Annotated in this window: 16 protein-coding genes and 1 pseudogene; 10 read left to right on the forward strand and 7 right to left on the reverse strand. The window is 57.2% G+C overall.

Features of this window, described 5'->3' with window-relative positions; all coding sequences use genetic code 11:
* Positions 1-42: 42 nt before the first annotated feature.
* Positions 43-2,467, reverse strand: a pseudogene (gene hrpB, locus ACNT1W_RS22325) (ATP-dependent helicase HrpB).
* 79 nt (positions 2,468-2,546) lie between these two features.
* Between hrpB and thpR the strand changes: the two are divergent.
* From thpR to folK, 6 genes are all read left to right on the forward strand, one after another.
* A complete protein-coding gene (gene thpR, locus ACNT1W_RS22330; RefSeq protein ID WP_012146685.1) occupies positions 2,547-3,089 on the forward strand; it encodes an RNA 2',3'-cyclic phosphodiesterase in 543 nt (180 codons plus the stop codon).
* Entirely contained in the window at positions 3,086-3,793 is a 708-nt protein-coding gene (sfsA, locus tag ACNT1W_RS22335; RefSeq protein ID WP_017893929.1) for a DNA/RNA nuclease SfsA, read from the forward strand. Before thpR ends, sfsA begins: the two co-directional genes overlap by 4 nt.
* A 183-nt stretch (positions 3,794-3,976) precedes the next feature.
* Positions 3,977-4,432 (forward strand): RNA polymerase-binding protein DksA, encoded by a 456-nt coding sequence (dksA, locus tag ACNT1W_RS22340; RefSeq protein ID WP_012146687.1) that lies wholly within the window; start codon positions 3,977-3,979, stop codon positions 4,430-4,432.
* A 71-nt stretch (positions 4,433-4,503) separates the two neighbouring features.
* A complete protein-coding gene (gluQRS, locus tag ACNT1W_RS22345; RefSeq protein WP_012146688.1) occupies positions 4,504-5,415 on the forward strand; it encodes a tRNA glutamyl-Q(34) synthetase GluQRS in 912 nt (303 codons plus the stop codon).
* A 61-nt stretch (positions 5,416-5,476) separates the two neighbouring features.
* A complete protein-coding gene (gene pcnB / locus ACNT1W_RS22350; protein ID WP_071593043.1) occupies positions 5,477-7,027 on the forward strand; it encodes a polynucleotide adenylyltransferase PcnB in 1,551 nt (516 codons plus the stop codon).
* Positions 7,027-7,527, forward strand: coding sequence for a 2-amino-4-hydroxy-6-hydroxymethyldihydropteridine diphosphokinase (gene folK, locus ACNT1W_RS22355; RefSeq protein ID WP_017893931.1), 501 nt, complete (start codon positions 7,027-7,029; stop codon positions 7,525-7,527). The genes pcnB and folK overlap by 1 nt, the downstream gene beginning before the upstream one ends.
* A gap of 26 nt (positions 7,528-7,553) precedes the next feature.
* Here folK and qseC read toward each other — a convergent pair whose 3' ends face one another.
* Positions 7,554-8,912, reverse strand: coding sequence for a quorum sensing histidine kinase QseC (gene qseC / locus ACNT1W_RS22360; protein WP_419246152.1), 1,359 nt, complete (start codon positions 8,910-8,912; stop codon positions 7,554-7,556).
* A complete protein-coding gene (gene qseB / locus ACNT1W_RS22365; protein WP_012146692.1) occupies positions 8,909-9,571 on the reverse strand; it encodes a quorum sensing response regulator transcription factor QseB in 663 nt (220 codons plus the stop codon). The genes qseC and qseB overlap by 4 nt, the downstream gene beginning before the upstream one ends.
* 169 nt (positions 9,572-9,740) lie before the next feature.
* Between qseB and panB the strand changes: the two genes are divergently transcribed.
* From panB to panD, 3 genes are all read left to right on the forward strand, one after another.
* A complete protein-coding gene (gene panB / locus ACNT1W_RS22370; RefSeq protein WP_419246153.1) occupies positions 9,741-10,535 on the forward strand; it encodes a 3-methyl-2-oxobutanoate hydroxymethyltransferase in 795 nt (264 codons plus the stop codon).
* Positions 10,536-10,559: 24 nt separating this feature from the next.
* Positions 10,560-11,414 (forward strand): pantoate--beta-alanine ligase, encoded by an 855-nt coding sequence (gene panC / locus ACNT1W_RS22375; protein WP_112363496.1) that lies wholly within the window; start codon positions 10,560-10,562, stop codon positions 11,412-11,414.
* A gap of 222 nt (positions 11,415-11,636) precedes the next feature.
* Complete coding sequence (gene panD / locus ACNT1W_RS22380; protein ID WP_012146695.1) at positions 11,637-12,017, forward strand: aspartate 1-decarboxylase; 381 nt, start codon at positions 11,637-11,639, stop codon at positions 12,015-12,017.
* A 39-nt stretch (positions 12,018-12,056) separates the two neighbouring features.
* On the opposite strand, the gene ACNT1W_RS22385 is transcribed toward panD, so the two are convergent.
* The 3 genes from ACNT1W_RS22385 to ACNT1W_RS22395 all read right to left on the reverse strand — a co-directional run bounded on the left by ACNT1W_RS22385 (position 12,057) and on the right by ACNT1W_RS22395 (position 15,249).
* A complete protein-coding gene (locus tag ACNT1W_RS22385) occupies positions 12,057-13,337 on the reverse strand; it encodes a polysaccharide deacetylase family protein (RefSeq protein ID WP_017893937.1) in 1,281 nt (426 codons plus the stop codon).
* Between the two features lie 221 nt (positions 13,338-13,558).
* The gene (locus ACNT1W_RS22390) at positions 13,559-14,329 is read right to left on the reverse strand and encodes an ABC transporter permease (protein ID WP_012146697.1); all 771 of its coding nucleotides are present in this window, start codon (positions 14,327-14,329) and stop codon (positions 13,559-13,561) included.
* Positions 14,326-15,249, reverse strand: a complete 924-nt coding sequence (locus ACNT1W_RS22395; protein ID WP_012146698.1) for an ABC transporter ATP-binding protein — start codon at positions 15,247-15,249, stop codon at positions 14,326-14,328. The genes ACNT1W_RS22390 and ACNT1W_RS22395 overlap by 4 nt, the downstream gene beginning before the upstream one ends.
* A 236-nt stretch (positions 15,250-15,485) precedes the next feature.
* Between ACNT1W_RS22395 and can the strand changes: the two genes are divergently transcribed.
* On the forward strand, positions 15,486-16,142 hold the full coding sequence (gene can / locus ACNT1W_RS22400; protein ID WP_012146699.1) for a carbonate dehydratase: 657 nt from the start codon (positions 15,486-15,488) through the stop codon (positions 16,140-16,142).
* Between the two features lie 37 nt (positions 16,143-16,179).
* Here can and hpt read toward each other — a convergent pair whose 3' ends face one another.
* Positions 16,180-16,716 (reverse strand): hypoxanthine phosphoribosyltransferase, encoded by a 537-nt coding sequence (hpt, locus tag ACNT1W_RS22405; RefSeq protein WP_012146700.1) that lies wholly within the window; start codon positions 16,714-16,716, stop codon positions 16,180-16,182.
* Positions 16,717-16,789: the final 73 nt, after the last annotated feature.

Here is a 16,789-nt window from a genome sequence, read left to right on the forward strand (position 1 = left end):
CGTGGCGTGACGCCGCTGAACAGAAGAAACATCTGAATTCATTTACTGATATTTTTTCGTGCGCCGCGTAGGAGCGGTATTTGCCGGGTCGTCCGGCCACACGTGCTTCGGGTAACGCCCTTTCATCTCTTTTTGCACTTCCCGATAAGCGCCCTGCCAGAACGCCGCCAGATCGCCGGTGATTTGCAACGGCCGGTGCGCCGGTGAGAGTAACTCAAGCACCACCGGGATGCGACCTTCGGCCAGCATCGGGCTGCGTTGTTCACCAAACACTTCCTGTAAACGCACCGCCAGCGCCGGGGGTTTGCCGGCATCATAGCGGATCGGCAGCCTGCTGCCGGTCGGCACAGTGTAATGAGTGGGTAACGCATTATCCAGTCGCTGCTTTTGCTGCCAATTCAGTAACCGCGCCAGCGCCTCGGCGATATTCACCTGTTTCAGTCCACGCATGTCGCGTACGCCACTCAGCGACGGCAGCAGCCACTGTTCCAGTGATGCCAACAACGACTCATCGTCGACCGGTGGCCAGTCAGCCTCCGGCAGCCAGTTCTGTGCGCACTGCAAGCGTACACGCAACTGTTCGGCGGCGGTGTCCCAGTTGAGCACCGCTACCCCCTGGGCACGTACCCAATTGAGCAGCGCCAGTTGCAGCTCTTCGGCAGCCGGTTTGGCCAGCGGCTGCGCACGCAGCGTCAGGCGACCAATCTGCTGGCGTTTCCAGGCGCGCAGCGTGCCTTTTTCCTCATCCCACTCTACGGCGGTTTGCTGGGAAACCATCGCCGGCAACTGTGCCGCCAGCGCCTCAATCTCCACCGGCAGCGCCAGCAGGATACGAGCATCGGGGCTGTTATGCCCCTGGAGCAGACTGGGTACGATCAGCCATGGCGCACGCGATAACGCCTCATCCTGATTCATCGCCGCCCCCATGCCGTTGGCCAGCAGGTAACGGCCATCCTGACCGCGCCGTTGAGCGATGCGGTCAGTGAAGGCTAACGCCAACAGGCGCGGTGCCATCTCGACATCAACCTGCCCGGTTTTTCCTGGCAAACGTCGGGCAAGCTGGGTGGCACGGCGTTGCCAGTTCGGCTGCGGACGGCTCAGCCAGTAGCCAATATCCATTTGTCCGCTGCGCGGAGGCTCTTCCAGTAACGCCGCCAGCGCGGCGGCCGTTGCCAGCCCATCAGCGCCAAGCTCCGCGCCGTGGGTCAACATCGCCGCCAGCCGTGGCTCACAGCCCAGTTTGGCCATCTGCCGGCCGCGCGAGGTGAGTTTATCGCCGTCATCAATGGCCCCCAGCCGCTGCAACAGCCTGCGCCGTTTCCGGTGGCCTATCGAGCCAGGTCAGTTGCCCGACGTCATGACAGCCCCATTGCAGCAACTCAAGCCAAAAACCGGCGAGATCGCTTTGCAGAATTTCCGGTTCGGCATGCTCTGCCGCCCGTTCTGCCTGCTCTTTGGCAAACAGATGCCAGCAGATACCCGGCTCCAGACGCCCGGCACGGCCTGCACGCTGGATCATTGACGCCTGACTGATACGTTGTGTGATCAGCCGCGTGAGCCCGTTACGCACGTCATAACGCGCCACTCGCTCCAGGCCGCTGTCTACCACCAGCCGGATACCTTCAATAGTCAGGCTGGTTTCGGCGATGTTGGTCGCCAGCACCACTTTGCGTCGCCCGGCGGGGGCCGGTTGAATCGCTTTCTGTTGCTGTGCCAACGGCAAGGCACCGTACAGCGGGCATAGCTCGGTATCGGCCGCCACCTCTCCGTTCAACCGCTCCAGCACCCGGTTGATTTCCGCTACGCCCGGCAGGAACAGCAACAGCGATCCCGTCTGTTCCGACAGCAGGCGTTTGACCGCCGCGGCCACGCCGTCCTCCAGCCGCTGATGACTGGCCAACGGCTGATACTGGCGTTCAACCGGGAAACTGCGGCCTTCAGAGACCACCACTGGGGCCTGCGGCAGCAACTGCGACAGGCGGGCGTTATCCAGCGTCGCCGACATGATCAGCAGCTTTAGATCGTCACGCAGCCCCTGCTGTACGTCCAGCAGCAGCGCCAATGCCAGATCGGCCTGCAGGCTACGTTCATGGAATTCGTCGAGGATCACCAGCGAGACGCCCTGCAGCTCGGCATCCTGCTGCAGCATGCGGGTAAGAATACCTTCGGTAACAACGATCAATCGGGTATTCGGCCCGCTTTTGCTTTCGGCGCGCATGCGGTAACCCACCGTCTGGCCAGGCTCTTCTCCCAGTTGCTGTGCCAACCTATAAGCCACGTTTTTCGCCGCTAATCGCCGTGGTTCGAGCATGATAATTTGCCCCGGCAGCCCGGCTCTGGCCAGGATCTGTAATGGCAGCCAGGTGGATTTACCGGCACCGGTCGGCGCATGCAGCAATACCTGCGGGGCGGATTGCAGCGCAGTGAGTAATTCATCAAGAACCGCGCTGACGGGCAGTGAAGACACAGAACTCTCCGTAGTGGTTAACATTGGGCGGCGCACATTGTAGCATTAGACTCCGCCTTTCATTACTTGCCGGGAACCTATGTCCAGCTCGCGCCGCCTGTTTTTCGCCCTGACCTTGCCTGATGCGCTGCAGCAACAGGTGATCCGCTGGCGCGCCGAAGCCTTCGCGCCGGAAGTCGGCCGACCGGTCGCGGCAGCCAATTTACATCTGACGCTGGCCTTTCTTGGTGACGTTTCGGCGCAAAAAGAATCCGCATTGAAAAAACTGGCCGCCCGTATCAGCCAGCCCGGTTTCAGCATGGTGCTCGATGACCTCGGCCACTGGCCGCGCCCCGGCGTGGTCTGGCTCGGCACCCGGCGGGCACCGCGTGGGCTATTGCAGTTGGCGGAGCTGTTGCGATCGCAAGCGGCCCGCAGCGGCTGCTATCAAAACCCCATGCCGTTTCATCCGCATATCACCCTGCTGCGCAGCGCAACGCAGCCGGTCGCCGTACCGCCCGCTACGCCGGGCTGGAACTTCAGCGCTAACGAATTCGCCCTGTACCAGTCAGTGTTTGAAAACGGCCGCACGCGTTATCAGATGCTTGAGCAATGGTCTTTAGCCCATCAGGATACGCCATGATTTTTTCGCCACCGTTGCGCCACGCCACGCTGATTAAACGTTACAAACGCTTTCTGGCGGACGTCATTACCCCGGAAGGAGAAACCTTCACCCTGCACTGCGCCAATACCGGTGCCATGACCGGCTGTGCCACGCCTGGCGATACCGTCTGGTATTCCACCTCGGATAACCCCAAACGTAAATATGCCCACAGTTGGGAACTGACGCATACCCAACAGGGGGACTGGATCTGCGTGAACACCCTGCGAGCCAACACCCTGGTACGTGAGGCGATCGAACAGAATCTAATCAATGAATTATCCGGTTACAGTAAAATAAGTAGCGAAGTAAAATATGGCAGCGAAAGCAGTCGTATCGATTTGTTATTACAGGCAGAAGATCGCGCTAACTGCTATATTGAAGTTAAGTCAGTCACATTATTGCAACAACAACGTGGTTACTTCCCTGATGCGGTAACGCTCAGAGGACAGAAGCACTTACGTGAGTTGCTAAGCGTGGTTGAAAGCGGGCAACGGGCGGTATTGTTCTTTGCTGTGTTACATAGCGGTATTGAGCAGGTCGCACCGGCACATCATATAGATGAGCGTTATGCGACACTGTTGGCACAGGTTCAGCAGTTGGGCGTAGAAGTGGTTTGCTATGGGGCTAAATTATCACCTGACGGTATATATCTCTGCGATAAGTTACCGTTTTTTATCGATTAGCACTGACCGGGCACCAATAATTCGACAACCGGTTAACGCGTCGCCAAATACGCCTTCCTTCACACCATTGTCAAGCAGGCGACAGGAATAATTGCCAACCTACTTCCCATCTGTTATTTATAGCGGCCTGTTTTTCCCCCACATTGGGGATTCGATAGTGCGTGTGTATGTAGGAGAAGCAACATGCAAGAAGGGCAAACCCGTAAAACCTCGTCCTTGAGCATTCTCGCCATCGCTGGGGTGGAGCCGTACCAAGAGAAGCCGGGCGAAGAGTACATGAACGACGCCCAGTTGTCGCATTTCAAGCGCATTCTTGAAGCATGGCGCAACCAGCTCAGGGATGAAGTGGATCGTACTGTATCTCATATGCAGGAAGAGGCAGCCAACTTCCCTGATCCGGCCGACCGTGCCACTCAGGAAGAAGAGTTCAGTCTTGAACTGCGTAACCGCGACCGCGAACGCAAACTGATTAAAAAGATCGAGAAAACGCTGAAGAAAGTAGAAGACGAAGATTTCGGCTACTGCGAATCCTGCGGCGTGGAGATCGGCATTCGTCGCCTTGAAGCGCGTCCGACTGCTGATTTGTGCATCGACTGCAAGACTCTGGCCGAAATCCGCGAAAAGCAGATGGCAGGCTAATACAGTTGTTACCGCTGCGGCGTGCGTTCTGCGTGCGCCGCACAGAGAAAAGGGAAAGTTTCCCCTCTGATATGCAAGAAAGACAATATGTGGGGCGCTTTGCCCCATCGCCTTCCGGAAGCCTGCATTTTGGTTCGCTGATTGCCGCTCTGGGAAGCTACCTCCAGGCTCGTGCCCAACGCGGGCAGTGGCTGGTTCGCATTGAAGATATCGATCCCCCGCGCGAAGTCGCCGGTGCGGCCGATCGTATCTTATCCGCTCTGGAACACTATGGTCTCCTCTGGGACGGCCAGGTCATCTATCAATCCCAACGTCATGAAGCCTACCGCGCTACTTTGGATCTACTGCATCAGCAGGGGCTCAGCTATTGCTGCAACTGCACCCGCAGCCGTATCCAGCAGCTAGGCGGTCTGTATGACGGCCACTGTCGTCATTTGAATCTTGGCCCGCAGGGTGCCGCCATTCGCTTACGCCAGTCCACCCCGGTTTACGCCTTTCATGACCGCCTGCAGGGCGAGTTGCAGGCCGACCCGGCGCTGGCACGGGAAGACTTTATCATCCGCCGACGCGATGGGCTGTTCGCCTATAATCTGGCGGTGGTGGTGGACGACCATTTTCAGGGCGTTACCGAAATTGTGCGTGGTGCCGACCTGATTGAACCCACGGTGCGCCAGATAGCGCTGTACCACCAGTTGCAGGCGCCGGTACCCACCTATGTACATCTGCCGCTGGCGCTGGGCGCTAACGGCAGCAAACTGTCGAAGCAAAACCATGCGCCCGCTCTCCCCGACGGCGATCCACGGCCGACCCTGGTGGCCGCGCTGAAATTTCTGCGTCAACCGCTGCCGGAAAGCTGGCAAGATCTTGACCTGTCGTTATTATTGAGCTGGGCAGTCGCTCACTGGAAGCTGGAGGATGTGCCACGCCGGGAGGCTATTTCCCTGGACGAAAACACATCGGCATTCTCAAAAGAGCCATGGTGAGCTATGATTAGCCGCTATTTTTTGTTAGCGCCATTTTTATCAGACACTATCGAGGTGTACCATTTTTACCCGAGTAGCCAATTTCTGCCGTAAGGTGCTAATCCGCGATGACAAGCAACCGCGCGACGATGCGCCGGTCAGCGATAAAAACGTAGTCCGCGAAGAAAGCGTGGTGGCGGAACAGCCGGCCGCGCCGCAGCGACGTTCCGTCGAACGCGGCAGAGAAAGCCCTGCCCGCCGGCCGGCACCGCGTAAACGCCCCCCTTTTCCTGCCGCAGAGGGAACCGGCTCAATGACCGTGATCCCACGCGACCAGCATTCCATCTCACGTAAAGACATCAGTGAGAATGCGCTGAAGGTGCTGTATCGCCTGAACAAATCCGGCTTCGAAGCCTATCTGGTCGGTGGCGGCGTACGCGACCTGCTGCTGGGCAAAAAACCGAAAGATTTCGACATCACCACCAACGCGACGCCGGAGCAAGTGCGCAAGCTGTTCCGCAACTGCCGTCTGGTTGGCCGCCGCTTCCGCCTGGCCCACGTGATGTTCGGGCCGGAAATCATTGAGGTTGCCACCTTCCGTGGTCACCACGAGCAGCAAACGCCGGAGTCTGACAAAAATTCTTCCCAGCAGGCCCAAAACGGCATGCTGCTGCGCGACAACATCTTTGGTTCGATCGAAGAAGATGCCCAGCGCCGCGACTTCACCATCAACAGCCTGTATTACGGCGTAGCGGACTTCACCCTGCGTGATTACGTCGATGGCCTGCGCGATCTTAAACAGGGCGTGATCCGCCTGATTGGCGATCCGGAAACCCGTTATCGTGAAGACCCGGTGCGTATGCTGCGCGCGGTGCGCTTTGCCGCCAAGCTGGACATGACCATCAGCGATGAAACCGCCGAGCCAATCCCGCGCCTGGCGTCCTTGCTGCATGAGATCCCGCCGGCGCGTCTGTTTGAGGAATCACTCAAGCTGCTGCAGGCAGGCTACGGTTACCCGACCTATCTGAAACTCTGTGAATACCAGCTGTTCCAGCCGCTGTTCCCGCAGATTGCACGTCACTTCACGCCGGGTCAGGACACGCCAATGGAGCGTATTCTGGCGCAGGTACTGAAGAACACCGACTACCGTCTGCAAAACAACATGCGCGTCAATCCGGCGTTCCTGTTTGCTGCTATGCTTTGGTATCCGCTGCTGGAACATGCGCAGAAACTGGCGCAGGAAAGTGGGCTGGCTTACTACGACGCCTTCGCGCTGGCGATGAATGATGTGTTGGACGAGCAGTGTCGTTCGCTGGCCATCCCGAAACGCATCACCACGCTGGTTCGCGATATCTGGCAGTTGCAGCTGCGTCTGTCCCGCCGTCAGGGCAAGCGTGCGCACAAGCTGATGGAACATCCGAAATTCCGCGCCGCTTACGATTTGCTGGCGCTGCGTGCCGAGGTAGAAGAAAACCAGGAGATGCTGCGTCTGACCGAATGGTGGGGCGAGTTCCAGGAAGCCACACCGGCACGACAGAAAACCATGTTAAGTACTTTGGGTGACGATCCGGCACCGCGCCGTGCGCGTCAGCGCCGCCCTCGCCGTCGGACGCCGCGTAAAGAAGGAGAATAATGATCCGCGTTTATATCGCGCTGGGCAGCAACCTGGCGCACCCGCTACAGCAGGTGAAAGCCGCACTGGAAGCGCTGGAGCATCTCCCGCGCACCCGGTTGATCGTCTGTTCTTCGTTTTACCGCACCAAGCCGCTGGGGCCGCAGAACCAGCCGGACTTTCTCAATGCGGTGGTGGCACTGGATACCTTACTGCCCGCCGAACAGTTACTCGATCACACCCAGGCGATTGAACGCAATCAGGGCCGCGTGCGCAAAGATGAGCGCTGGGGCCCACGCACCCTCGATCTGGATATCATGCTGTATGGCGAACAAGTGATCCATACCGATCGCCTGACGGTGCCGCACTACGGTCTGAAAGAGCGTGAGTTTATGCTCTATCCGTTGGCAGAAATCGCCCCCGAGTTAGTCTTCCCGGACGGCGAATCGCTGGTCAGTTGCCTGAAGCGTGTGCCGCAAAACGGCATGGAGCTCTGGCACCAACCCAGGCAAAAAGCCTGAGTCGGCGCAGGATATACAGAACGCCCCTACAGCGCTACCTGAGCAATAAAGCCCCCTTCAGGCCGATTGGCGAAGCTAACCCGCAGCCCGTGTAAACCGGCAATGCGTTGCACAATTGACAACCCCAACCCGCTACCGGTCTGTTCCTGACCCGGTGGACGATAAAAACGCTCCCCCAACCGCGCCAGATGTTCCGTCGTCACGCCCGGGCCATCGTCTACCACCGTCAACAGACGCTCTGTCAGCCTCACCGTGACCGTACCGCCCGTCGGGGTGTAACGCACCGCATTATCCACCAGGTTGCGCACCAGCAGCGACAGCAGCAACGCTTGCCCCTGTAACGGTGGTGGCATCCCCTGCTGTTCGTAACGTAGCGTGACGCCGGCCGCATGAGCATGGCGATCCTGCTCGGCCAACGTCATCGGTACCAGTTGGCTCCAGTCGGCAGCTTCCAGCTCGGCGAGGTCTGACAGGGAATCCAACCGCGACAGCGTCAGCAGTTGATCCACCAACCGGGTGGCGCGATCGATACCTACCGTCAAATTGCCCAGCGCATGCTCACGCATCTGCTCGTCATCACCGGCCAGTTGTACCACTTCCGTTTGCACCCGCAGCGCCGCCAATGGGCTACGCAGTTCGTGGGCGGCGTCAGAAGTAAAACGGCGTTCACGCACCAACAGCGCATTGATTCGGGCAAACAGAGCATTAAGCGCATCGACTAATGGCCGGACTTCGGTCGGTACCTGACCGGCATCCAGCGGCGTGGCATCGTCCGGTGCGCGTTTACGCAGCCCGGCAGCGACGGTGCGTAATGGCCGCAGCTCGCGCCCGACCATCAGCGCAATCAGCAGCATCAGTATCGGCAGCGTCACCAGCCACGGCACCAGTTGCCCGGTTACCATGCCCAGCGCCATATCCCGGCGATAATCCCACTCCTGCCCCACCACGATGCGATAACGGCCATCCGGGCTGGTCAGCCACAGCAACCGCCAACTGTCGTCATCGCCCTTACGTTCTCCGTCGGTGAAACCTTCACGGTCGCCGTCAAAACGGAAATCTGCCCCGTTCTCCCCGTCATTGAGCAGCATCTTGCCGCTGCGGTCGAAGATGGCGAACGCCAGCGCATCATCATCCTGCTCGCCACGCTTGCCGTGATGCACCAGTTTTTTGGTTTTCGGCAGGCTGCGCACGCTCTCGTCTGCCAACAGATCGCCCAGATTGGCGGTTGCCAGCCGTTTGGCAAACAGCATCTGCTGGGTATCGAAGACTTCGTTGATGGTATTGCGGCTCATCTTCCAGGCCACCAGGCTGGCAGCACACCAGGTCAATAACGCCAGCAGGCTGAAAATCAGGATCAATCTCAACCGCAGACTAAGATGTTTCACGCGTTGTCCCCCAGCGTATAACCCACGCCGTGTATGGTGCGGATAAACCCGTTACCCAGCTTGCGCCGCAGATGATGGATATGCACCTCCACCGCGTTGCTGCTGACTTCGTCGTCCCAGTTGTACAGTTTTTCCTGGATCAGCGGCCGTGCCAATACCCGCCCCTTGTTATGCAAAAACAGCTCCAGCACCGCCAATTCACGCGGGGTCAGCGTGACCGGCTCACCGTTACAGCTCACGCTGCGGGTTGCGGTATCGAACACCACATTGCCATGGACCAGTTGCGGCATCAGTTGGCCGTGACGACGGCGAATCAAGGCCTGCAGGCGCGCCGCAACCTCCGTCAGGGCAAAAGGTTTGCACAGGTAATCATCGGCACCGCTTTGCAGGCCGCTGACCCGCTGCTCCAGTGCATCACGCGCGGTCAGGATCAGCACCGGCACGTCATGGCCGGCCTGCCGCCACTGACGCAACAGATCCAGGCCATCGAGGCCCGGCAGGCTCAAGTCGAGGATCACCGCATCGTAAGGCGCGCTTTCCAGCGCATTTTTGCCGACCAATCCATCGGTAAACCAGTCCAGATTAAAGCCCAGCCTGGTCAGCCCGGCCTTGATACCGTCGCCGATTAACTTGTCATCTTCTATCAGCAGAATTCGCATGTGCGTCCTTTTTTAGCCATTGCCGCCCATTACACCACAAGGTTCTTAAGAACCGCTTAAGCATTATGATCTGCGCTACCCACCCCGTTAGGGTTACAGTAGAATGACAGCACTTTTTTGCCGCCAGGGCCCTGCGTACACCGCGCGGCTCTATTCAGGAGACGACGTGATGAAACCCACCACCGTGACCCATTTGCACCAGTGGAAGCAGGAACAGCGCAAGTTTGCTTCCCTCACCGCCTACGATGCCAGCTTTGCCAAACTGTTTGAAGAGCAAGGCGTTAAAGTGCTGCTGGTGGGCGATTCACTGGGCATGACGCTGCAGGGCCACGACTCTACCCTACCGGTCACCGTCGCCGATATCGCCTATCATACCCGTGCCGTGCGCCGGGGTGCTCCGGCCTGTCTGCTGTTGGCCGACCTGCCCTTTATGAGCTATGCCACCCCACAGTTGGCCTGCGCCAATGCCGCCGAGCTGATGCAGGCCGGTGCCAATATGGTGAAACTGGAAGGCGGCAGTTGGCTGTGTGAAACGGTGAAAACACTCACCGAACGCGCGGTGCCGGTCTGTGGCCATCTCGGCCTGACGCCGCAGTCAGTCAACGTATTCGGCGGCTACAAGGTGCAAGGCCGCGATGAACTTGCCGCCAAACAACTGCTGGAAGATGCAATAAATCTGGAGCTGGCCGGTATCCAACTACTGGTGCTGGAGTGCGTACCAACCGAACTGGCACGCAAGGTCACCGAAGCCCTGACCATTCCGGTGATCGGCATTGGTGCCGGTAACGCCACCGATGGACAGATCCTGGTGATGCACGACGCCTTCGGCATTACCGGTGGCCACACGCCAAAATTCGCTAAAAACTTCCTGGCACAGAGCGGCGATATCCGCTCGGCGGTGCAACAATATATTCAGGACGTAGAGCAAGGCATTTACCCCGCTGAAGAGCACTCTTTCAACTAAAGTGTCCGCGTTAGGAGTTATGGAATGGTAATTATCGAAACCCTGCCGCTGTTGCGTCAGCAGATCCGCCGCTGGCGTCAGGATGGGAAACGCATCGCGCTGGTGCCGACCATGGGCAACCTGCACGAAGGTCATATGCAGCTTATCGATGAAGCCCGCGCGCGCGCCGATATCGTGGTAGTCAGTATTTTCGTCAATCCGATGCAATTCGAACGCCCTGAAGATCTGGCCAGTTACCCACGCACCCTGCAGGAAGACAGCGAGAAACTAACCCGCCGCGGCGTCGAACTGGTGTTCGCCCCTGCGCCGGCCGATGTCTATCCGCAGGGGCTGGAACAGCAAACCTATGTCGACGTACCGGGGATTTCCACCATGCTGGAGGGTGCCAGCCGTCCGGGCCACTACCGCGGCGTCGCCACTATTGTCAGCAAGTTGTTCAATCTGGTGCAGCCGGATCTGGCCTGTTTTGGCGAGAAGGATTACCAACAACTGGCGCTGATCCGCAAGATGGTGGCGGATATGGGCTACGACATCGACATTGTTGGCGTACCGACAGTACGGGCCAAAGATGGTCTGGCGCTCAGCTCACGCAACGGTTACCTGACCGCCGAAGAGCGGAAAATCGCCCCACAGCTCAGCAGAATCATGAATGCGCTGGCCGAACAGCTCAGCAACGGTGAACGCCACGTCGACGAGCTGCTGGAACAAACCGCAGAGCACCTGCGCAACGCCGGGTTCACCCCGGATGAGCTGTTTATCCGCGACGCCGACAGCCTGCAACCGCTGGGTGTTGAAAGCCAACGTGCCGTGGTGTTAATGGCCGCCTGGCTGGGTAAAGCGCGGCTGATCGACAACCAGCAGGTTGACCTGACGCTGTAGATTTTTGCATATTTGGTACCGTTGTTATTGGGAAAGTAATAAAAATCTACCCTAATGGATTTCGAGTTGCAGCTAGGCGGCAAGTACGGGAATCCCCAGGAGCTTACTCAAGTAAGTGACTGGGGTGAGCGTAAGCAGCCAACAACGCTGCAGCTTGAAAGACGAAGGGTATAAACGCCACCTCAATCGCCTGTGAAGGCTGATACTCAGTTAGGTAAAGTTATGATACGTACTATGCTGCAAGGCAAGCTGCATCGGGTGAAAGTGACTCAGGCCGACTTGCACTATGAAGGCTCCTGCGCGATTGATCAGGACTTTCTGGAGGCCGCAGGCATTCTGGAATATGAAGCTATCGATATTTATAACGTTGATAACGGTCAGCGTTTCTCAACCTATGCCATCGCCGCCGAACGCGGTTCGCGCATTATTTCGGTCAATGGTGCGGCAGCACGCTGCGCCTGCGTGGGCGACAAACTGATCATCTGCTCCTACGTACAGATGAGCGATGCCGATGCCCGCCAACACCGCCCGAAAGTGGGCTACTTCGAGGGTGACAACCACCTGCAGCGCAAGGCGAAAGCCGTGCCGGTTCAGGTCGCATAAAAGTAAAAACGGGCGCTGTCGGCGCCCGTTCCTTCCTGATTATTGCACCACCAGCGTTCCTGGCTTATTGGCTATTCTGTCCGCCATGGTCTGAATCGAGTCGGTGCGCAAGATATACAGCCGTTTCAGCGTATAGGGGTTATCCCCCGGTTTCACCTTGCCCTGCACCGTGGTCACCGCCATATGAAAACCGGCGTCTTTCGCAGCCTGTATCGCCCGCTGATTGTAGCCGCCAAATGGGTAGGAGACATACAGCACATGCGGATTAAACTGCGACAGCGCGCGGCGTGAGCGCTCAAAATCGAATTCAATATTGTGCAGCGAACGACTGAGCAGGATCGGTTGACGATTACCGTCGGTACGATGCAGGAAATGGGTATGCGACTGCACGTCGAACACGTCCTGAATCTGCTTCAGCTCGGAAATGCTCATAAACTGCAGCGAATCTGGGTTCCACTTCTGCGGGTGACGCTTGATGCGTGAAGAAATAATAAACGCCGTGGCACGGAAGCCGTAATTCTTCAAGACCGGGTAAGCGTAGCGATAGACCGATTTCAGCCCGTCATCAAATGTCAGCACCACCGCCCTGCCCGGCAGATTGATCTGGTTTTTCAGGTAGGCTTCCAACTGATACAGGGAAATGGTGTCGTAGCCCGCCTGCTTCAGATAGGTCATCTGGTTACTGAACGCCACGTCAGAGGTGGTCGTCGAGGTATGGCGGAAGCGCTTGTTCTCTTCGTTTTTCAGCAGATGATGATAGGTCAGTATCGGTATACCGGTGTCAATCTCGCAGTCCAGCTCACTGACATAACCCAGGCGATCGCCAATATTGACCTCATACCAGGTGTTGTTGAGCCGATCTTTCAGCTTGCCGATAATCGGGTAGCGCAGGTTCTGTTCCAGTACTCCAAACACATCGCTGGTGTTATCCGCATCGGTATAGACGTTGATCGCCTTCTGCGTGATCAGGTTCTGGTTAGTCAGCGGTTTATTCAACTCCCCCAGATCGTCTTTCACCTTGCGTGATTTTTTAAGCTCTCGCACATCGTCTTTATCGATAAAACCCGTGCCGTGGCCGAATTTGAACTCGTAATATTCCGCATCCGCCGGGAACACCTGGATCAGTTGCCCCTGCTTCACTTCACCGACAGGAATGACATGCTCGCCAATCAGCGAATAAACCTCACTGTCGCGTTGCGCTTCCATATATTCGGATTTAACGGCACTGTCTTCCGACAACAAATTGGCCAGGCTTGCCGGGGCGACAAGGGACAACAGAATGCCGAGTAACCCAGCCGCTATCTTGTGTGTAGACCGCATGGTTATGTTCTGCTTACGAGTGCGTATACCCGTCGCTTTTCCAGCCGCAACTTGAAATTCATAGGGTATATAACAAAATGGAGAAAATGTGGAGCGCCAGCATAGCACGATTTGAATGGCGGGGAGAAAGGGGTTATTTGAGCAATTCTATTGATTTACAGGCTACTTGCTTCAGGTGAGATAAAGCGTCCCCGTACGCGATGTCCGGGGACGCTGGTTAATCAGGTACGCAGACCGCGACCGCGCTCAATCAGGTACCAGGACAGCAGGTAGAACACCGCAATGAACGCCACCAGCACCGTCATGGTCAGCGTCAACGGCACGTCGCTGATGCCCAGGAAGCCATAGCGGAATCCGCTGATCATGTAGACAATCGGGTTCAGTTTGGACACCGCCTGCCAGAACGGCGGCAGCAGCGTCAGCGAGTAAAACACCCCGCCCAGATAGGTCAGCGGCGTCAGCACGAAGGTCGGGATCAGGCTGATGTCGTCAAAGGTGGTGGCAAACACCGCGTTGATCAGCCCCGCCAGCGAGAACAAAATCGCCGTCAGCAGCAGCGTAGCGACAATCACCCACCAGGCATGCACCTGCAACGGCACGAAGAACAGCGAAATCACGGTCACCAGCACGCCGACGCAAATACCGCGCGCTACGCCACCACCGACGTAACCGGCAATCACCACGTGCGTCGGTACCGGTGCCACCAGCAGCTCTTCAATGTTGCGCTGGAATTTGGCGCTAAAGAACGATGACGCCACGTTGGCGTATGAGTTGGTGATCACCGCCATCATAATCAGACCGGGGACGATAAACTGCATGTAATCAAAACCGTGCATCTCGCCAATGCGTGAACCTATCAGGTTGCCGAAGATGATGAAATACAGCGTCATGGTGATCACCGGCGGCACCAGCGTCTGGATCCAGATGCGGGCAAAACGGTTGATCTCTTTAGCCCAGATGCTCTGCAAGGCCACCCAATACAAACGCATCATGCTTTTTCTCCATTACCGTTAACCAGAGTGACAAACAGCTCTTCCAGCCGGTTGGCCTTGTTACGCATGCTCAGTACCTGAACGCCCTGCGCACTGAGCTGGGCAAACAGGCCATTCAGGCCCTGCTCGCGCATCACTTCCACTTCCAGCGTTGAGGTGTCCGTCAGGCGATGACGGTAACCGTCCAGCTTCGGCAACGGGCTTTTCGCCGCCAGATCGAGGATGAAGGTTTCAGACTTCAGCTTGGCCAACAGGCCTTTCATCGAGGTGTTTTCCACCAGCTCACCATTTTGGATAATGCCGATATTGCGGCACAGCATTTCTGCTTCTTCCAGATAGTGGGTGGTGAGAATAATGGTGGTGCCCTGGGCATTAAGCTCTTTCAGGAAGCCCCACATCGAGCGGCGCAGCTCGATATCTACCCCGGCGGTCGGTTCGTCGAGGATCAGCAATTTTGGCTGATGCATCAATGCGCGAGCGATCATCAGGCGGCGCTTCATCCCGCCAGATAACATGCGGGCACGTTCGTCGCGCTTGCCCCACAGATCCAGCTGGGTCAGGTATTTTTCCGCCCGCACCAGCGCCTCACGGCGGGTCACGCCATAGTAGCCGGCCTGATTGACCACAATCTGCATCACGGTTTCGAACGGGTTAAAGTTGAACTCCTGCGGCACCAGCCCAAGTTGGCGCTTGGCGTTGACGATGTCTTTATCGATATCGTAGCCGAACACCCGCACGCTGCCGGACGTCTTATTAACCAGCGAGCTGATAATGCCGATGGTAGTGGATTTTCCGGCGCCGTTAGGCCCCAGCAAGGCGTAGAAATCCCCCGCCTCGACGTTCAGGTCGATCCCGCGCAATGCCTTGACGCCACCGGCGTAAGTCTTGGTGAGCTGCGCTATTTCCAGTGCATAATTCATAAGTTAAAAAGTACCTTGTGACGATGAGTATGCTGCTGCGTCTTGTAATGAAGGTGATGTTATCATCAGCAGCGTTTTCACTGAGGCAAATCCGTGCGGAAAATTCAGGTTCCATCCCGCTTTACTGTATAAAAAGTGGCTGAATACCCTCTAGCGTAGCTGTTCCGATTTCCAAACTGTGACGCTTGTCCTATATTACCCCAACGCAATCTGTCCGTTACAGGTCTATAACCTCCATGAAAGAAATCGAAAAGCTTATCGCTAATAACCATACCTGGTCGGCTAACATCAGCAAGGAAGACCCGAACTTTTTTGAACGTTTGGCCCAGGCGCAAAAGCCTCGCTTTTTATGGATAGGTTGTTCAGACAGCCGCGTTCCCGCGGAAAGACTGACCGGGCTGGAACCGGGTGAACTCTTTGTTCACCGTAACGTGGCCAACCTGGTGATTCACACCGATTTAAACTGCCTGTCGGTGGTGCAGTACGCCGTCGACGTTCTGGAAGTTGAGCATATTATTATCTGCGGTCACCTGGGCTGTGGTGGCGTAGAGGCCGCGGTTGAGAATCCTGAGCTGGGGCTGATCAACAACTGGCTGCTGCACATCCGTGACCTGTGGTACAAACACAGTTCACTGTTGGGTGAGCTGGAGCCAGAACAGCGCCTCGACGTACTCTGTGAAATCAACGTGATTGAGCAAGTCTATAACCTGGGCCATTCCACCATTATGCAGTCAGCGTGGAAACGCGGGCAGAAAGTGATGATTCACGGTTGGGTGTACGGGATCCAAGACGGACGTCTGCGGGATCTGGAAGTTGCAGCCACCAGCCGGGAAAGCCTGGAAATGGGCTATCGCAAGGCGATGGCTACACTGCAGCAGGATAAGGGGATTTAATCCTGTCAGGGGCGCGGCAAACCGCGCCCACCGCATATTACTCGTCCAGCAGCACTACTTTGCCAACGTACGGCAAATGGCGATAACGCTGAGCGTAATCGATGCCATAACCCACCACGAACTCGTCCGGGATCGGGAAGCCCACGTACTCCACCGGCACTTCGACTTCACGACGTTCAGGCTTGTCCAGCAGGGTGCAAATCGCCAGTGATTTCGGCCCGCGCAACGCCAGAATTTCGCGCACTTTGTTCAGCGTATTGCCGGAGTCAATGATGTCTTCGACGATCAGCACGTCTTTGCCACGGATGTCTTCATCCAAATCCTTGAGGATTTTCACGTCACGGGTGGTGGACATGCCGCTGCCGTAGCTGGAGGCGGTCATAAAGTCGACCTCATGCGGCACTTCAATGGTGCGACACAGATCGGCCATGAACATAAAGGAACCGCGCAGCAGCCCGACCAGCACCATATCACTGCCGCTATCGCGGTAATCTTCGGTGATCTGGCGGCCAAGTTCGGCGATACGGGTCTTAACTTCCTGCTCGGAAATCATTACTTCTACAGTGTGTTTCATAGTTTTCAGGTCAGTTGCCGGAAGAAGGGCGCAGAGTTTAGCATAGCCTGACGCCGCTGGCGACGCGAGTGCG

Source organism: Serratia sp. NFX21, assembly GCF_048517035.1.
Taxonomy (GTDB): domain Bacteria; phylum Pseudomonadota; class Gammaproteobacteria; order Enterobacterales; family Enterobacteriaceae; genus Serratia; species Serratia quinivorans.

Excerpts from the sequence above, each read along its gene's own strand:
- panC (WP_112363496.1), top strand. The coding sequence starts at position 10,560 with ATGGTAATTATCGAAACCCTGCCGCTGTTGCGTCAGCAGATCCGCCGC.
- hpt (WP_012146700.1), bottom strand. The coding sequence starts at position 16,716 with ATGAAACACACTGTAGAAGTAATGATTTCCGAGCAGGAAGTTAAGACC.
- qseB (WP_012146692.1), bottom strand. The coding sequence starts at position 9,571 with ATGCGAATTCTGCTGATAGAAGATGACAAGTTAATCGGCGACGGTATC.
- folK (WP_017893931.1), top strand. The coding sequence starts at position 7,027 with ATGATCCGCGTTTATATCGCGCTGGGCAGCAACCTGGCGCACCCGCTA.
- gluQRS (WP_012146688.1), top strand. The coding sequence starts at position 4,504 with ATGCAAGAAAGACAATATGTGGGGCGCTTTGCCCCATCGCCTTCCGGA.
- panB (WP_419246153.1), top strand. The coding sequence starts at position 9,741 with ATGAAACCCACCACCGTGACCCATTTGCACCAGTGGAAGCAGGAACAG.
- sfsA (WP_017893929.1), top strand. The coding sequence starts at position 3,086 with ATGATTTTTTCGCCACCGTTGCGCCACGCCACGCTGATTAAACGTTAC.
- ACNT1W_RS22395 (WP_012146698.1), bottom strand. The coding sequence starts at position 15,249 with ATGAATTATGCACTGGAAATAGCGCAGCTCACCAAGACTTACGCCGGT.
- can (WP_012146699.1), top strand. The coding sequence starts at position 15,486 with ATGAAAGAAATCGAAAAGCTTATCGCTAATAACCATACCTGGTCGGCT.
- ACNT1W_RS22390 (WP_012146697.1), bottom strand. The coding sequence starts at position 14,329 with ATGATGCGTTTGTATTGGGTGGCCTTGCAGAGCATCTGGGCTAAAGAG.
- ACNT1W_RS22385 (WP_017893937.1), bottom strand. The coding sequence starts at position 13,337 with ATGCGGTCTACACACAAGATAGCGGCTGGGTTACTCGGCATTCTGTTG.
- thpR (WP_012146685.1), top strand. The coding sequence starts at position 2,547 with ATGTCCAGCTCGCGCCGCCTGTTTTTCGCCCTGACCTTGCCTGATGCG.
- dksA (WP_012146687.1), top strand. The coding sequence starts at position 3,977 with ATGCAAGAAGGGCAAACCCGTAAAACCTCGTCCTTGAGCATTCTCGCC.
- panD (WP_012146695.1), top strand. The coding sequence starts at position 11,637 with ATGATACGTACTATGCTGCAAGGCAAGCTGCATCGGGTGAAAGTGACT.